12 protein-coding genes and 2 pseudogenes are annotated in these 14,596 nt (G+C 74.5%); 9 read left to right on the forward strand and 5 right to left on the reverse strand.

From position 1 onward, the window contains the following. The first annotated feature begins 345 nt into the window (after positions 1–345). From ACFWBW_RS23970 to dnaG, 4 genes and pseudogenes are all read left to right on the forward strand, one after another. Positions 346–1,250 (forward strand): annotated as a pseudogene (locus ACFWBW_RS23970) (sirohydrochlorin chelatase). A 77-nt stretch (positions 1,251–1,327) separates the two neighbouring features. Further along, on the forward strand, positions 1,328–2,671 hold the full coding sequence (locus ACFWBW_RS23975; RefSeq protein WP_385375706.1) for a deoxyguanosinetriphosphate triphosphohydrolase: 1,344 nt from the start codon (positions 1,328–1,330) through the stop codon (positions 2,669–2,671). 93 nt (positions 2,672–2,764) lie between these two features. Then, the gene (locus ACFWBW_RS23980; protein ID WP_385375709.1) at positions 2,765–4,039 is read left to right on the forward strand and encodes an NAD(P)/FAD-dependent oxidoreductase; all 1,275 of its coding nucleotides are present in this window, start codon (positions 2,765–2,767) and stop codon (positions 4,037–4,039) included. Positions 4,040–4,073: 34 nt separating this feature from the next. Next, on the forward strand, positions 4,074–6,014 hold the full coding sequence (gene dnaG, locus ACFWBW_RS23985; RefSeq protein ID WP_385375712.1) for a DNA primase: 1,941 nt from the start codon (positions 4,074–4,076) through the stop codon (positions 6,012–6,014). A 180-nt stretch (positions 6,015–6,194) separates the two neighbouring features. On the opposite strand, the gene ACFWBW_RS23990 is transcribed toward dnaG, so the two are convergent. After that, entirely contained in the window at positions 6,195–6,668 is a 474-nt protein-coding gene (locus ACFWBW_RS23990; RefSeq protein WP_385375715.1) for a gamma-glutamylcyclotransferase family protein, read from the reverse strand. A 201-nt stretch (positions 6,669–6,869) separates the two neighbouring features. Between ACFWBW_RS23990 and ACFWBW_RS23995 the strand changes: the two genes are divergently transcribed. The 5 genes from ACFWBW_RS23995 (at position 6,870) to ACFWBW_RS24015 (ending at position 10,866) form a co-directional block, all read left to right on the forward strand. After that, positions 6,870–7,592, forward strand: a complete 723-nt coding sequence (locus ACFWBW_RS23995; protein ID WP_385375717.1) for a hypothetical protein — start codon at positions 6,870–6,872, stop codon at positions 7,590–7,592. After that, positions 7,589–8,866, forward strand: a complete 1,278-nt coding sequence (locus ACFWBW_RS24000; protein WP_385375720.1) for an ATP-binding protein — start codon at positions 7,589–7,591, stop codon at positions 8,864–8,866. The genes ACFWBW_RS23995 and ACFWBW_RS24000 overlap by 4 nt, the downstream gene beginning before the upstream one ends. Positions 8,867–9,144: 278 nt before the next feature. Then, positions 9,145–9,708: a hypothetical protein gene (locus tag ACFWBW_RS24005; protein ID WP_385375723.1), complete on the forward strand. Its 564-nt coding sequence runs from the start codon at positions 9,145–9,147 to the stop codon at positions 9,706–9,708. Between the two features lie 128 nt (positions 9,709–9,836). Continuing rightward, positions 9,837–10,469 (forward strand): class F sortase, encoded by a 633-nt coding sequence (locus ACFWBW_RS24010; protein ID WP_385375726.1) that lies wholly within the window; start codon positions 9,837–9,839, stop codon positions 10,467–10,469. 61 nt (positions 10,470–10,530) lie between these two features. Beyond that, complete coding sequence (locus ACFWBW_RS24015; RefSeq protein WP_385375729.1) at positions 10,531–10,866, forward strand: hypothetical protein; 336 nt, start codon at positions 10,531–10,533, stop codon at positions 10,864–10,866. On the opposite strand, the gene ACFWBW_RS24020 is transcribed toward ACFWBW_RS24015, so the two are convergent. The 4 genes and pseudogenes from ACFWBW_RS24020 to ACFWBW_RS24035 form a co-directional block, all read right to left on the reverse strand. After that, positions 10,863–11,375: a hypothetical protein gene (locus ACFWBW_RS24020; RefSeq protein WP_385375732.1), complete on the reverse strand. Its 513-nt coding sequence runs from the start codon at positions 11,373–11,375 to the stop codon at positions 10,863–10,865. The two genes, ACFWBW_RS24015 and ACFWBW_RS24020, sit on opposite strands and share 4 nt — an antisense overlap. Beyond that, positions 11,372–12,382: a class I SAM-dependent methyltransferase gene (locus ACFWBW_RS24025; RefSeq protein WP_385375735.1), complete on the reverse strand. Its 1,011-nt coding sequence runs from the start codon at positions 12,380–12,382 to the stop codon at positions 11,372–11,374. The genes ACFWBW_RS24020 and ACFWBW_RS24025 overlap by 4 nt, the downstream gene beginning before the upstream one ends. A gap of 49 nt (positions 12,383–12,431) precedes the next feature. Continuing rightward, positions 12,432–13,208: a sulfite exporter TauE/SafE family protein gene (locus ACFWBW_RS24030; protein WP_385375738.1), complete on the reverse strand. Its 777-nt coding sequence runs from the start codon at positions 13,206–13,208 to the stop codon at positions 12,432–12,434. Between the two features lie 670 nt (positions 13,209–13,878). Continuing rightward, positions 13,879–14,596: pseudogene (locus ACFWBW_RS24035) on the reverse strand (ferric reductase); the annotation flags it as partial.

Consider the following 14,596-nt stretch of genomic DNA (forward strand, 5'->3'; position numbering starts at 1 on the left):
CCTTCAGCCGGCCCCGGGTCGCTCCGAACAGATCACGTACCGCTGCGCGCTTCAATGCAGTGCCCCTCTGGATGGTCCTGTCGACTACGGACGCGCGTACGCCCCCGGCGGTTTCCCCGAGGTCACCGCCTCTCCGCGTACGCCGCCCCCGACGCGGGGGGGGCCTGCGGGAGCTGTCCCCCACCCACCCTTCCACCGTTCCCCGGGGCTCCGCCCCGGAGCCCGCTCCTCAAGCGCCGGAGGGGCTGGAAGATCCCCCCGCCGTCCACCCCCCTGTGAGCAGGCGGAAAACACCCGTCACCCCGGCGCAACGCAGCGGCAACCTGCCGCGCGCAGGATCGGTTCATGACGGAGCCGGCGCACCCTCCCGAGTCCCTGACACCGCCCCCGCCCTTCCCCCTGCCCCCGCTGCCGCCCGCGACCACGGCGGAGCTGCTGACCCGGATCACCGCCCAGCTCGGTACGCAGCTCAGCGGTCTGCGCCCCCGACACCACGCAGGAGTCCCCCCATGCAGCAGCCCGCCCTCGTCGCCGTGGCCCACGGCAGCCGCGATCCGCGTGCCCTCCACACCGTCCAAGCCCTGCTCGAACGGGTCCGCGAGCTCCGCCCCCGCCTCGACGTCCGGCTCGGTCACATCGAGCTGAACCACCCGCTGCTGGACCACACCCTCGCGCCCGAACGGGCCGCCGGGGCCGCCGTCCTGGTGCCGCTGCTGCTCGGCCGCGGGACCCACGTCAAGCGGGACCTGCCGGCCGCCGCCGCCCGCGCCGGGCACCTGCGGACCCGCGTCGCCGCCCCGCTCGGGCCGCATCCGCTGCTCGTCGAGGCCCTGTACGAGCGGCTCGTGGAGGCCGGCTGGAGCGCCGGGTCGGCGGTGGTGCTGGCCGCCGCAGGGTCCCGCGACCCCGACTCCGCCGCCGATGTGCGGGCCACCGCCGACCTGCTCTCGGAACGGCTCGGCCACGTGCCCGTGGTGGCCGCCTACGCCTCGGGCACCGCGCCCGGAGTGCCCGCCGCCGTACGGGCGCTGGCCGCGCGGGGCCTCCACCGGGTCGCGGTCGCCTCCTACTTCACCGCCCCGGGCCGCTTCGCCACCGCGAGCGCCGCCGCCGCACCGGGTCCGGCCGCCGCCCCGCTGGGCGCCCATCCGGCGCTGGCCCGCCTGGTGCTGCAGCGCTACGACGAAGCCGCCGCCGCGCTCGCAGCGCCCGTAGCGCGGGAGCACCCGCTCGAACTGGCCACCGCGTAACGGCCCGGTTGGTCCGCGATCGCTCGGATTGCTCCTCTTGACTCGTCTTGTCGGTCGGTGCGGCTACGGTTTGGACCATGGAAGGCATGGAAGGCACCACCGCACCTGTCCGACCCGGTCTCGACCTGCCCGGCGAGCCGTACGAGCCCGCCGATACCGAGCGCTGGGCCACCGAGCCCGACAAGCGGCCCGGGCGGACCGCCTTCCAGCGCGACCGGGCCCGCGTGCTGCACTCCGCCGCCCTGCGCAGGCTCGCCGGGAAGACCCAGGTGGTGACTCCGGGGACGCGTTCGTACGACTGGGACGCGAGTCCTCGTACCCGGCTGACGCACTCCCTCGAATGCGCCCAGGTCGGCCGCGAGCTCGGCGCCGCGCTCGGCTGCGATCCCGACCTGGTCGAAGCCGCCTGCCTGTCGCACGACATGGGTCACCCGCCCTTCGGCCACAACGGCGAGGAGGCGCTCAACGAGTTCGCCAAGGACTGCGGCGGCTTCGAGGGCAACGCCCAGTCGCTGCGCCTGCTGACCCGGCTGGAGCCCAAGCGGTTCGTCCCCGATCCGGCGAGCGGCGAGCTGGTCAGCGTCGGGCTCAACCTCACCCGGGCCTGCCTGGACGCCGCCACCAAGTACCCCTGGGCGCGCGGGGACCACCCCACCGACCCGGGCTCGGTGAAGTTCGGCGCGTACGAGGACGACCTGCCGGTCTTCGAATGGCTGCGCCGCGGCGCGCCCGCGGACCGCAAGTGCTTCGAGGCGCAGGTCATGGACTGGTCGGACGACGTGGCGTACTCGGTGCACGATTTCGAGGACGGCCTGCACGCCGGCCACCTCGACCCGAACATGCTGTTCGCCGAGCCCGAGCGGACCGAGATCTGGCGCGTGGCGATCGGCCGGTACGTGCCCTTCGACACCGAGCCGGAGGAACTGCGCGCGGCCCTGGACCGCTTGATGGAGCAGGAGTGGTGGCCGCACGGGTACGACGGCTCGGCCGTGGCCCAGGCCCGGCTGAAGGACGCGACCAGCCAGCTGATCGGCCGTTTCTGCCTGGCCGCCGAGGGCGCCACCCGGCAGGCGTACGGGACCGGCCGGCTGACCCGGTACGCGGCGGAGCTGGTGGTGCCGCGCGAGGCCCGCAACGAGTGCGCCGTACTGAAGGCGGTGGCCGACCTGTACGTCATGCAGCGCGACGAGCAGGAGCGGATCCGAGCCGATCAGCGCATCATTCTGGCCGAGCTGGCGGAGGCCGTCAGCGCCCGCGCGCCCGAGGGCCTGGACCCGCAGTTCCGCGCGATCTTCGACGCGGCCCCGGACGACCGGGCCAGGAAGCGGGCGGTCGTGGACCAGATCGCAGCCCTCACCGACGCCTCCGCCCGCTCCCTGCACGCCCGCCTCACCCAGCGCGCGCGACGCGCCGAAGGGTGAGCCGATCGGGCCATTCCCCCTTCACGCGGCAGGCTCGGTGCGGGACGCTCGCATGTGCCCGCATGTGGCGCAGAGGTTATGAGGAGGCATCAGGTGGTCGACGCACACCGGACGTTCGTCATCGTCGGCGCAGGGCTCGCCGGGGCTAAGGCGGCCGAAACGCTGAGGTCCGAGGGGTTCACCGGGCGGGTGATCCTGATCGGCGACGAACGTGAGCATCCGTACGAGCGGCCGCCGCTCTCCAAGGGGTACCTGGCGGGCAAGGAGGAGCGCGAGAGCGTCTTCGTGCACGAGCCGTCCTGGTACGCGGCCTCCGACATCGAGCTGCACCTCGGCCAGCCCGCGGTCCACCTCGACCGGGACGCCAAGAAGGTGGTCCTCGGCGACGGCACGGCGCTGCCCTACGACAAGCTGCTGCTCGCCACCGGCGCCGAACCGCGCCGGCTGGACATCCCGGGCACCGAGCTGGTCGGGGTGCACCACCTGCGCCGGCTCTCGCACGCGGAGCGGCTGCGGGGGGCCCTGGCGGGCCTGGGCCGGGACAACGGGCACCTGCTGATCGCGGGCGCCGGCTGGATCGGCCTGGAGGTCGCGGCGGCGGCCCGCGGGTACGGGGCCGAGGTCACCGTGATCGAGCCTGCGCCGACCCCGCTGCACGCGGTGCTCGGTCCGGAGGTCGGCCGGCTCTTCGCCGACCTGCACACCGAGCACGGGGTCCGCTTCCACTTCGGCTCCCACCTCACGGAGATCGTCGGGCACGACGGCATGGTGCTGGCGGCCCGTACGGACGACGGGGAGGAGCACCCGGCGCACGCGGTCCTCGCCGCGATCGGGGCCGCCCCGCGGACCGCGCTGGCGGAGACCTCGGGCCTGGCCCTGGTCGACCGGGAACACGGGGGCGGGATCGCCGTGGACGCCTCGCTGCGCACCTCCGACCCGGACGTCTTCGCGGTCGGCGACGTGGCGGCCGCGCACCACCCGGTGCTGGGGGCCCGGCTGCGGGTGGAGCACTGGGCGAACGCGCTCAACGGCGGTCCGGCCGCCGCGCGGGCGATGCTCGGGCAGGAGGTCTCGTACGACCGGGTGCCGTACTTCTTCTCCGACCAGTACGACGTGGGCCTGGAGTACTCGGGGTACGCCCCGGCGGGGGGCTACGACCAGGTGCTGATCCGCGGGGACGCGGGCAAGCGGGAGTTCATCGCCTTCTGGCTCTCGGACGGCCGGGTGCTGGCCGGGATGAACGTGAACGTGTGGGACGTCACCGAGGACATCCAGGCCCTGATCAGGTCGAAGGCGCCCGTGGACCGGGAGAAGCTGGCGGATCCGTCGATTCCGCTTTCGGCCCTGGTTCCGGCGGAAGGGGCCTGACGGGATTGTCTCCGCCCGGCCGTAGACTGGCGCGGTGGCAGGACGGATCAACGACGACGACGTGAAGGCGGTACGGGACGCGGTCCCGATCGACGCCGTGGTCTCCGAGTACCTCCAGCTGCGCAACGCGGGCGGCGGCAACCTCAAGGGCCTCTGCCCCTTCCACGACGAGAAGTCCCCGTCCTTCCAGGTCAGCCCCAGCAAGGGCTTCTACCACTGCTTCGGCTGCCAGGCGGGCGGGGACACCCTCGACTTCGTCATGAAGATCGACCACCTCTCCTTCTCGGAGGCGGTGGAGCGGCTCGCCGGCCTGGCCGGCATCACCCTGCGGTACGAAGAGGGCGGCTACACCGCCGGCAGCAGCGGGCGCGGCGAGCGGATCCGGCTGGTCGAGGCGAACAAGGCCGCGGCCGAGTTCTACATGGACCAGCTCGGCAGCGCCGAAGCGGAGATCGGCCGCAAGTTCCTGGCCGAGCGCGGCTTCGACCAGGCCGCCGCCCAGCACTTCAGCGTCGGCTACAGCCCGGCCGGATGGGACCACCTGACGCGCTTCCTGCGCGGCAAGGGCTTCAGCGACAAGGAACTGATCACCTCGGGCCTGTCCCAGGACAGCCGCAGCGGGAAGCCCATCGACCGCTTCCGCGGCCGGCTGATGTGGCCGATCCGCGACATCAGCGGCGAGGTCGTCGGCTTCGGCGCGCGCAAACTGCGCGACGACGACAACGGCCCCAAGTACCTGAACACGCCCGAGACGGCGATCTACAAGAAGTCCCAGGTGCTGTACGGCATCGACCTGGCCAAGAAGGAGATCGCCAAGACCTCCCGGGCCGTCGTGGTCGAGGGCTACACCGACGTCATGGCCTGTCACATGGCCGGGGTCACCACCGCGATCGCCACCTGCGGCACCGCCTTCGGCGGCGACCACATCAAGATCCTGCGCCGGCTGCTCATGGACAACGCGACCGCCGAGGTGATCTTCACCTTCGACGGGGACGCGGCCGGGCAGAAGGCCGCGCTGCGGGCCTTCGAAGATGACCAGAAGTTCGCCGCGGAGACCTCCATCACCATCGCCCCCGGCGGCATGGACCCCTGCGACCTGCGCCTGGCCAAGGGCGACGCGGCCGTATCGGGGCTGGTCGAGGCCCGCACCCCGCTGTTCGAGTTCGCGCTGAAGCACATCGTGGCCCGGCACAACCTGGAGAACCCGGCGGGGCGGGCGGCCGCGCTGGAGGAAGCCGCCCCGATCATCAAGAAGATCAAGAACGTCGCGATCCAGCACGAGTCGGCGGTCCAGCTCGCGGGCATGCTCGGCATGCGCGACGAGCAGTTCGTGGTCAAGCGGATCGCCCAGCTCGACCGCTGGGCCCGGGAGCGCGGCAACCAGCCCCAGCAGCAGCGCCGGGGCCAGTCCGGCCACGGCGGCCACTCCGGCCACTCCGGTCACTCCGGTCACTCGTACGAGGACATCCCGGCGCCGTCCGCCAACCCCACGGGCCCCGCGCTGAACCTGCGCAGCCCGGCCCACATCACCGAGCGCGAGCTGCTCAAGCTGGCGCTCCAGCGCCCCGCCCTGGTCTCCCCCGCCTTCGACGCGTACGGGATGGACGAGTTCACGGCCCCGCCCTACGCGGCCGTGCGCCAGGCCATCCTGGACGCCGGCGGCGCCTCGCTCGGCACCGAGGACTACCTGCCCCGGGTCCGGGACGCCGCGCCGAACGACACCGTCCGCGCGCTGGTCACCGAGCTCGTCGTCGAAGCCATCCACGCGAAGACCGTGGACGAGGTCTACGCCGGGGTCCAGCTGGTCCAGGTCCGCCTCCGCGCGGTCGACCGCCGGGTCCACGAGATCCAGGGCACCCTGGCCCGCCTCGGCCACCAGGACGCACCGGAGCAGCTGGCGGCGGTCCAGGAAGAGCTGTGGGTCCTCCAGCAGTACGGCCGGCGCCTGCGCAACCGCGGCGCGGAAGGCCTCTAGTGCTGCGGCCGGGAAGGTTTGCCGGGTCGCGGCGTCCGGTGCGGTGCATCGCAAGGCGGAGGGCCACGGCTCGTACCGGACGTACTTCCGGGGTCCGACAACGCGGCGAGGCGCCGTGCCGGGCGTCGCGACCCGGTGAACCTTCCCGGTCACAGCACTAGCGGCTCACCGGCCGGCGCCTCACCGGCGCAGCCAGTCGCCGCCCGGGATGGGGGTGCCGGAGCGGGCCAGGCGGTGGGCCAGGGGTGGGGCGGCGAGGTAGACCCAGGCGCGGACCGGGGTGCCGTCGGGGCGCAGGGCCTCGCGGGCGGCGCGGTCGTAGATGTTGGCGGGGTGACCGGGGCCCTCGTACTCCTCCAGCAGGTCGAGGGCCGCGAGGAGTTCCCCGTAGGCGCCGGGGGCCGGGGTGATCAGCTCTCCGGCTATGGCGGAGCCGGGACGGTCCACGGCGTACGGGTATCCGGGGCCCTCGTACAGGGCCGCGTCCGGGAGGCGGGCCGGCTCCTCGGCGGCCGTGCGGCCGCGCAGGAACAGGTCGTGGTTGACCTCGCCGGGGCGCAGGGTGCCGTAGACGAAGAACGGGAGCTCCTCGGCCCTCCCCTCCTGCGGAACCGTTCCTTCGGCGTGGCCTTCCGGCCGATCGGCCGATGTCATGCGGGCCTCCCTCGCTTCAGACTGAGCTGCTGACCGGACTCCCACCGGCCGCGGGCCGGGCCGAAGGTCCCGACTTCGGCCGCGGGAGCCCGCATACGCACCGCTGTTACACAACCGCCCGGCCTCCGTGACCGACGCCGTCTACCGTCAGTCTGCCTCCCCACGCCCCGCCCTCCCCCACCACCCGACGGTTCCGCCTCCATGACTCGACCGACCCGCCGCAGCCTCACCGCAGCCGCCCTGCTCTGCATCGGCCTGGGCGGCTGCGGCGCACCCGGGGGGATCGGGCACCGCGAGGTCGTACAACCCGTGTCACCCCAGCCCCAGCCGACTCCGCTGTGGCCCTCGTGGACCGATCCACCGAGCTCCGGCGGGACGGCGGTGGCCGGCCGGGTGCCGCCGCCGCAGCCGCTCGACGGCGGCCCCGCCGTGGGACCGGAGGGGATCGAGAAGGTCGACGTGATGGCCGTGCTCCGCGCGGACAAGGCGATGAAGCGCTTCGGCGACGGGAAGAGGATCGAGGGTCCCGGCAAGGCGGGGGTCCGGCCGGCCCGGTTCGCGGACCTGACGGGCGACGGGCAACCCGAGCTGATCGTCGCCGCCGACACCCAGACGGGGCGTTCGGTGCTGAGCGTCTACACCGCGGCCGGCGGGAAGATCGTGCCGATCCTGTTCACCAGCGGCCGGCGGATGAGCGCCGAGGTCCTCGGCACCGACCTGCTGGTCCGCACCACCGAGGAGGACGGATCCGCACACGACATCCGCTACCACTGGGACGGCCAGCGGATGAGGATGCTCAGCGACGAGCACAGGTTCGGCAACGCCGTCTCCGGCCGGGGCTCCGGCTCCCACCCCGGCGAGTGCCCGGCCCCGCGGCCGACCGGCTCCGAATCACCGGCCCCCACGCCGCAGGCCGCCAGGTGAAGGGCTCCCTGCTGCGCTGCCGCCGGCTCGTGCACTCCCTCGGCCTGCGGTGGAAGATCGCCGTCCTGCTCGCCGTCGGCTGTTCGCTCGTCGCGCTCACCATCGGCGTCCTGATCCACGAGGCCCGCGCGGACCAGGTGGCCGACGCGGCGCGCAAGAGCGCCCTCGCGCAGCTCGTCCGGGTGCGGCAGGTGTACGAGCTCACGGGCCAACTGGACTTCGACAAGGTCGGGGAGGCCGACGCGCGCCTCAACTGTCCGACCCTGCCGGAGCCCCTGCGGCAGGCCGCCCTCTCCGGGCAGCGCACCACCTACCTCGACCTGCGCGGCCCCCACCCGGCGGTGTGGGCCGCCCGGCCCGTCGGCAGCGACCAAGTGCTCTCCGTACGGCAGCCACTGACGGAGGAACAGGCAGAACTATGGGAACTCGACCAGAAGTTGATGGCCTTCGGGGTGGTCGTCGTCACTCTCGCCGCGACCGGCGGGGCGGCGCTGGCCAGCCGGCTGAGCAAGGACCTGCGGTCCGCGGCCGAGACCGCCCGGCGGATCAGCACGGGTGAACTGGACGCGCGGATCGGCCCGTCGGGCGTGCCGGGGACGCGGAACGAGGTGGCCGAACTGTCCGCGGCGGTCGACACGATGGCGGCGAGCCTGCAGCGGCGGCTGGTGGCGGAGCAGCGGTTCACGGCGGACGTGGCGCACGAGCTGCGGACCCCGCTGACCGGTCTGCACACCGCCGCCGAGCTCCTCCCCCCGGGGCGGCCCACCGAGCTGGTGCGGGACCGGGTCGCGGCCCTGCGCGGCCTGACGGAGGACCTCCTGGAGGTGGCCCGGCTGGACGGGGACCGGGAGGTGGCCCAGCTGGACGTCCACCTCCTCGGACCGCTGGTGGAGGCCGTCACCCGGCGCTCGGGGGTGGAGGCACAGCTCCTGGGCACCGCCGACGGCACGGCCCGCGTCCGCACGGACGTCCGGCGCCTCGAACGGATCCTGACGAACCTGCTGGTCAACGCCCGCAAGCACGGCGGGGACCCGATCACCGTGACGGTCGCCGGGAACACGGTCACCGTCCGGGACCACGGTCCGGGCTTCCCGGAGACCCTGCTGCGGGACGGCCCGCAGCGGTTCCTGACGGGCGCGACCGAACGCGGCCAGGGCACGGGCCTGGGCCTGACCATCGCCCTGGGCCAGGCCCAGGTCATCGGCGCCCGGATCACCCTCACCAACCCCACCCCCACCGGCGCCGCGGCCACCCTCACCCTCCCCCCGGCCTGACCCGCCGGCGTTTGAGGCGCGGGGGCCGGGGCGGAGTCCCGGGAAACGGAGAAAGGGCGGGGCGGGGACGGGCTCCGCGCAGCGGCGACCCGCACCCGCGCGGCCACCGTCACCCGGACGGGGTGGGGCCCCACGATTGCCCCCTCACTACGCCCCACCTGCGAGAACACCCCTCCAACCCCACCCCCCGCCGCCGATCTGACACCACATCAGCAGGCGCCCGCCCCCACTCCCGGGTTACCTCGGAAACACGACCCCGTGTCCACAGGAGACCCCCCATGCGCCGACGCACCGCCCACGTGCTCACCGCCACCGCGCTGACCGCCGCCGCGTTCACCGGCCCGGTCGCCGGTGCGGTCGCCGCCGCGGACCTGGGCATGACGGGCTTCGGCATGACGGGCTTCGCGGCCGGCGACTTCGCCCCGCTGGAGGTGTGGCCCAAGTCCGCCGCCCCCGGCACCACCGTCACGGTGAACACGAAGGCCTGCGGCCCGGGCAGCCACGCCGAGGGCGACGCCACCACCGTCGGAGGCGGTCGCTTCAAGCTGGTTCCGGGCACCCACAAGGAGGTGGTCGTGGGACAGTTCCAGGTCGCCCGCGGAACCCACCCCGGCACCCACGCGATCGGCGCCACCTGCGCGAACGGCAAGTTCGCCACCGGCGACCTGATCGTCACCGAGCACGACCGGGCCCCCCAGGGCCACGTGCGCACCGGGGTGGGCGGTGGCACGACCACCACCACCGACCCCGCCAAGATCGCGGCGGGAGCGGCAGTGCTGGCCGCAACCGCCGTCGGCGGTACCTGGTTCCTGCGTCGCCGGGCGAGCGGCACGCGGAACTGACGGACGCCCACCGCGGCTCCGGCCGCGGTCCGACCGGTACCGTCCCCCGTCGCCCGCCCCGCGAGGTCCCCCCCGTTCGCGGGGCCGGGCGACGGCCAGTCACCACGTCACCAAGCCGAGGGGGCCGCATGGAGGCAGAGGCACGCCGCGCCCGCGCCCGCGGCGGCGGGCTCGTCGCGCTGGCCGCCTGCATCGGCGTCTGGCTCATCGGCAGCGGCTCCAGCGAGCCCGTCCGGCCTCCGCTGCCCTCCCCCGGTGAGGCGCTGAGTGCCCAGGCCCGGTTCCCCGGGGCCATCGCCGCGCTCCCCGGTTCCCCGCCCACCCGGATCCGGATCCCGTCCATCCGGGTGGACGCCCCGCTCACCGGGCTGGGGCTGCAGGCCGACGGCAGTCTCGAAGTGCCGCCGCCAGCCCGCCGGGACCTGGCGGGCTGGTACCGCGAGGGCACCACCCCGGGCGCCACCGGCACGGCGGTCGTCGCCGGGCACGTGGACGACGCCGCGGGGCCCGCGGTCTTCTACCACCTCGGCGCGCTGCGCCGGGGGGCCCAGATCGAGATCGCCCGCGCCGACGGGCGTACGGCCGTGTTCACCGTCCACGCGGTGGAGGTCTACGACGCCAAGGCCTTCCCCGATTCCCGCGTGTACGGGTCCTCGCCGCGCGCCGAGCTCCGCGTCATCACCTGCGGCGGGGGCTTCTCCCCGCGCACCGGCTACCAGGGCAACGTGGTCGTCTTCGCCCACCTGACGGGCACGTACTAGCCGGGCACCGCCCGGCCCGGCCCAGCCCGGCCTAGCCGGTACGGACGACCGCCTGGTCGCCGTGGGGTCCGAACAGGTGCAGGATCTCCACCACCTCGCCTTCGGCGGGGCCGACCCAGTGGGGTTCGCCGCCCCGCTCACCCATACCGCGGTCGGCGGACTGCCGCCGTCCCGCGCCGGTGTGGCCGGGGCGGTCACCTCCACCGCCCGGCAGGTCGGATCGGCGGTCGGCATCGCGGTCGCGGGGGCCCTGGCCGCGGGCGCCGGCCCGGACGGCCTCGCCAAGGCGTCCCGGCCCGGCTGGCTGCTCGTGACGGCCTGCGGACTGTTCCTCCTCGCGGCGGCCCGGGCCTGCGGAGCCAAGCACCGTCCGGAAGAGACGGGCCAGACGGGCTAGACGGGGACCGCGTACCAGCGGCGGTGGACGTACGGCTCGACGCACAGGACCGCTGCGCCCGCCACGGCTCCCACCAGGAGCGAGGTCCAGCCGCCCCCGGCGAGGAGCGCACCGGCGCAGGCCGCGGCCACGACCAGCGGCCGGGCCAGGGTCAGCGGTCCGAGCCCGACGACCACGGCGAGGGTGCTGGCCCGGAACGGCAGCGCGAAGTAGGCGGCGAGCGAGAGCCCCACGGCGAGGGCGTAGACGCCGAGCGGGACGAGGAAGCCGGTCCCGCCGTCGGCGAGGACCCCGTACGCCCGGTCGGTGTCCTCGGCGAGCAGCAGGACGGCGCCCGCCGTGAGGGCCGGGGCCAGCAGCAGGACGGAGCCGACCGCCAGCCCGCGCAGGGACGCGCGCACGACGGCACGGTGCTTGCGGATGCGGGCGTCCCGGCCGGCGTAGGCGCGGAAGCCGCTGAATGCCGCGTCGACGAGGCCGAGGACGGCGAGCGGCAGGACCGGGTTCATCGCGCGGCCCCCGCCCCGGAGGCGGAGGCGGGGCCAGAGGCGGACGCGGACCAGGACGCGGCGTCGTGCCTCGGCGGTCCGCCGCGGGTCAGGTGCTCCGCGCCCACGAGCCGGTGGGAGGTGCGGCCGAGGGCCTGGCGCAGCGGGTCCTCCAGGTAGGGGCGGATGCCGAGGACCGGGCGCAGGGTGGTGCAGAAGGGGTTGGACAGACCCCGGGGTTCGTAGAGCAGCGGCCGGATGCCCGGTACGGTCGCGGCGCGCAGCAGGGTTTCGTCCGAATGGGCGCGCCGGGCGGAGGCGACCCCGTCGTGGCGGCCGAGCGGATGGCGCATCCGGGCGCGGTGGAACATCCAGGCGCCCACGGGTGCCAGCCGGGTGGCGGCGATGTCGAAGTGGCAGAAGGCGAGGGCCTGGGAGTCGGCCTGTGCCTCGAAGAACTCCGCGAGCGCGGGGCCGCGGAAGTGGTGGAGCACCCCGGTGGAGACGTAGACGGTGGCGACCTCCGGGAGGTCGAAGGCGTTGCCGTGGACGAACCGGCAGTCGAGTCCCTCGGCGCGGGCCAGCCGGTCGGCCTCGGCGACGAGGGCGGCGTCGAGGTCGACGCCGATCAGCTCGACGTTCGGGCCGAGGGCGCCGGTGGACGCCAGCCAGCGGACGAGGTAGCCGAGCCCGGATCCGATGTCGACCAGGCGGAACCGGCCGCGGCGGCCCGCGATCTCGCGGATGGCCTCGAACAGCGGGTCCAGGATGTGCACCAGCCGTTCCCCGATGCGCAGTTCCTCGCTGAGCCGCTGCAGCTCGGTGTGGACGCCGATCATCAGCCGGTCCACGGCGAGCGGGTCGAGCACGTCGTCCGGGCCCGCCGGCAGTCCGGCGACGATCCGGGCCGCGCGCCGGTCCCCGGCCTCGTCGAGCCGGCGGACCACATCACCCCGGTGCACCGGCAGTCGCGCCCCGCTGAGCGGATCGGTGACGGTGATCAGGTCGGATATCTCAAGGTGGGGCACGTGGGCAACTTTATCCCCCGGCCGCGCACCGGACCGTCCGCGTCCCAGGTCAGCCCCATTGTTCGAATCCCAGCTTCAGCACCAGGCCGCCGACGACCGTCAGGAGCACTCCGCGGACGAAGCCGCTGCCCTTCTTCAGTGCCATCCGGGCACCGATCACGCCACCGGTCAGGTTGAACACGGCCATCAGGGCGGCCAGTTGCCACAGCACCATGCCCTGGTACGCGAACATCGCGAGCGCCCCGGCGTTGGTGCACACGTTGACGATCTTCGCCGTGGCGGAGGCGGTGAGCAGGTCGAGGTGGAGCAGGGCCGTCAGCGCCAGCACCAGGAAGGTGCCGGTGCCGGGGCCGATGAGCCCGTCGTAGAAGCCGATGCCGAGGCCGGCCAGGGCGATGGCGAGCAGGACGCGCCGCCGGCCGGCGGGGGCGGCTCCGGGAGCGACGCCGAAGCCGGGGCGGAAGAGGACGAAGCCCGCGACGACCACCAGGACCACCATGATCAGCGGGCGCAGCGCGTCCTTGCTGATGCCGCCGGCCAGTGCGGCCCCGCCCATCGAGCCGGCGAGCGCGGCGAGGCCGATGCGGACGGCGAGCTTCACGTCCACCGAGGTCTTGCGCAGGTACGACACGGCCGCACCGGAGGTCCCCACGATGGACACGGCCTTGTTGGTGCCGAGGACGGTGGCGGGATGGGCGTTCGGCAGGCCGAGGAGCAACGCGGGCAGGAGCAGCAGTCCGCCGCCGCCCACGACGGCGTCGATCCAGCCGGCCGCCGCGGCGGCCACGCACAGCACGATGATCATGGTTGTCGATATGTCAGGCACGGCCCGACCCTATGGAGGGGTTGGGTGCAGCGGCCATCAATCCCCGGAAACTTGCGCAAAGGTTGAGCTTCGCCCGGCCGGAGCCCGGTCCGGAGCCGCGGGAGCCGAGGGATCCACCGCCGCCGTCAGCACGCTCGCCGCCAGCACGCTGGCCAGCCCGAGCCCGGCCGCGAGCCGCCTGGCCGGCGGTACGGAACCCAGCGCGGCCAGCACCGCCCGCGCCGGAGAACTACGGGGCTTGCGATGCCGTGCCGCGGCCGCGGAAACGGACGGCGGCCGCTCCGGCACCCGAAGCCCGGGACGGGAACCGGGCCCGGGGGCGGGGGCGGGGGCGGGCGCACCCAAACCCAGCCCTTCCGGCAACCGAAGCCCGGGGGCGGGGCCGGGGCCGGGCGCAGCCAAACCCAGCCCGTCCGGCGTTTGAGGACCGGGGTCTGGGGCGGAGCCCCAGGGAACGGGCGAAGGGCGGGTAGGGGACGAGCCCCGCGCAGCGGCAAGGGACACGGGCAGGGTGACGTGCAACGGGTGACGCACGGGGCGGCGACCTCTCGGGAAGCGGATGCGGAAGCGGGCTCGGCCGCCTGAAGGGGCGGCCTCGGCCGCGAAGGCGGCGACGACGGAAGCGGGACCGACCGCGGCGGCCGGCCGCGGCGGCCGGCCTGGCGCGGGCTCAGAGCCCAAAGCACTCCGCGTGGATCCGCCCCGCCGGCACCCCCGCCCGCAGCAGCGCCGACTGCGTGGCGTCCGCCATCCCGGGCGGCCCGCACAGGTACACGTCGTGCTCGGCCAGCTCCGGGACCAGCGCGGCCAGCGCCTGCGGAGCCAGCGGGTCGAAGGCGGCGCCCGACGGCCCGAGCAGGTAGTGCAGCCCGGCCTGCCGTTCGGCGGCGATGGCCTCCAGCTCGGAGCGCAGGACGAGGTGCTCCTCGGCGCCCGCCCGGTAGAGCAGGGTGATGTCCCCCGGCCCGCCGGGCAGGGTCTCGAACAGCGCCCGCATCGGGGTGATCCCGACCCCTCCGGCGATCAGCAGCACCTTGGTCCGGGTCCGCCGGGCGGCGGTGAGCGCCCCGAAGGGGCCGGTGGCGAGGACCCGGGTGCCGGGGCGCAGCCGGCGGATCCGGCGGGAGTGGCCGCCGAGCGCCTTCACGGTGATGCGCAGGGTGTTCCCGCGGACCGGCGCCGACAGCGAGAACGGCAGCGCGGTGTGCCACAGCCGCCGCTGGAGGAACCGCCAGCGCAGGAACTGCCCCGGCTCCGCGCGCAGCTCCGCGAGGTGTTCCCCGTAGACGAGGACGGAGACCACTCCCGGGCCCTCCACGCGGACTTCGGCGACGCGCAGCGCGTGCCGCAGGGCCTGCCGTACGGGGACCACGGCGCGGTACCAGACC

Source organism: Streptomyces sp. NPDC059957 (assembly GCF_042730015.1).
In the GTDB taxonomy this organism is placed as follows: Bacteria; Actinomycetota; Actinomycetes; order Streptomycetales; family Streptomycetaceae; genus Streptomyces.

What these genes read in the sequence shown, in the direction of transcription:
- ACFWBW_RS23990 (WP_385375715.1), bottom strand. Translation starts at nt 6,668, where the DNA reads ATGACATCGGCCGATCGGCCGGAAGGCCACGCCGAAGGAACGGTTCCG.
- ACFWBW_RS23995 (WP_385375717.1), top strand. Translation starts at nt 6,870, where the DNA reads ATGACTCGACCGACCCGCCGCAGCCTCACCGCAGCCGCCCTGCTCTGC.
- ACFWBW_RS24020 (WP_385375732.1), bottom strand. Translation starts at nt 11,375, where the DNA reads ATGAACCCGGTCCTGCCGCTCGCCGTCCTCGGCCTCGTCGACGCGGCA.
- ACFWBW_RS24005 (WP_385375723.1), top strand. Translation starts at nt 9,145, where the DNA reads ATGCGCCGACGCACCGCCCACGTGCTCACCGCCACCGCGCTGACCGCC.
- ACFWBW_RS24010 (WP_385375726.1), top strand. Translation starts at nt 9,837, where the DNA reads ATGGAGGCAGAGGCACGCCGCGCCCGCGCCCGCGGCGGCGGGCTCGTC.
- ACFWBW_RS23975 (WP_385375706.1), top strand. Translation starts at nt 1,328, where the DNA reads ATGGAAGGCATGGAAGGCACCACCGCACCTGTCCGACCCGGTCTCGAC.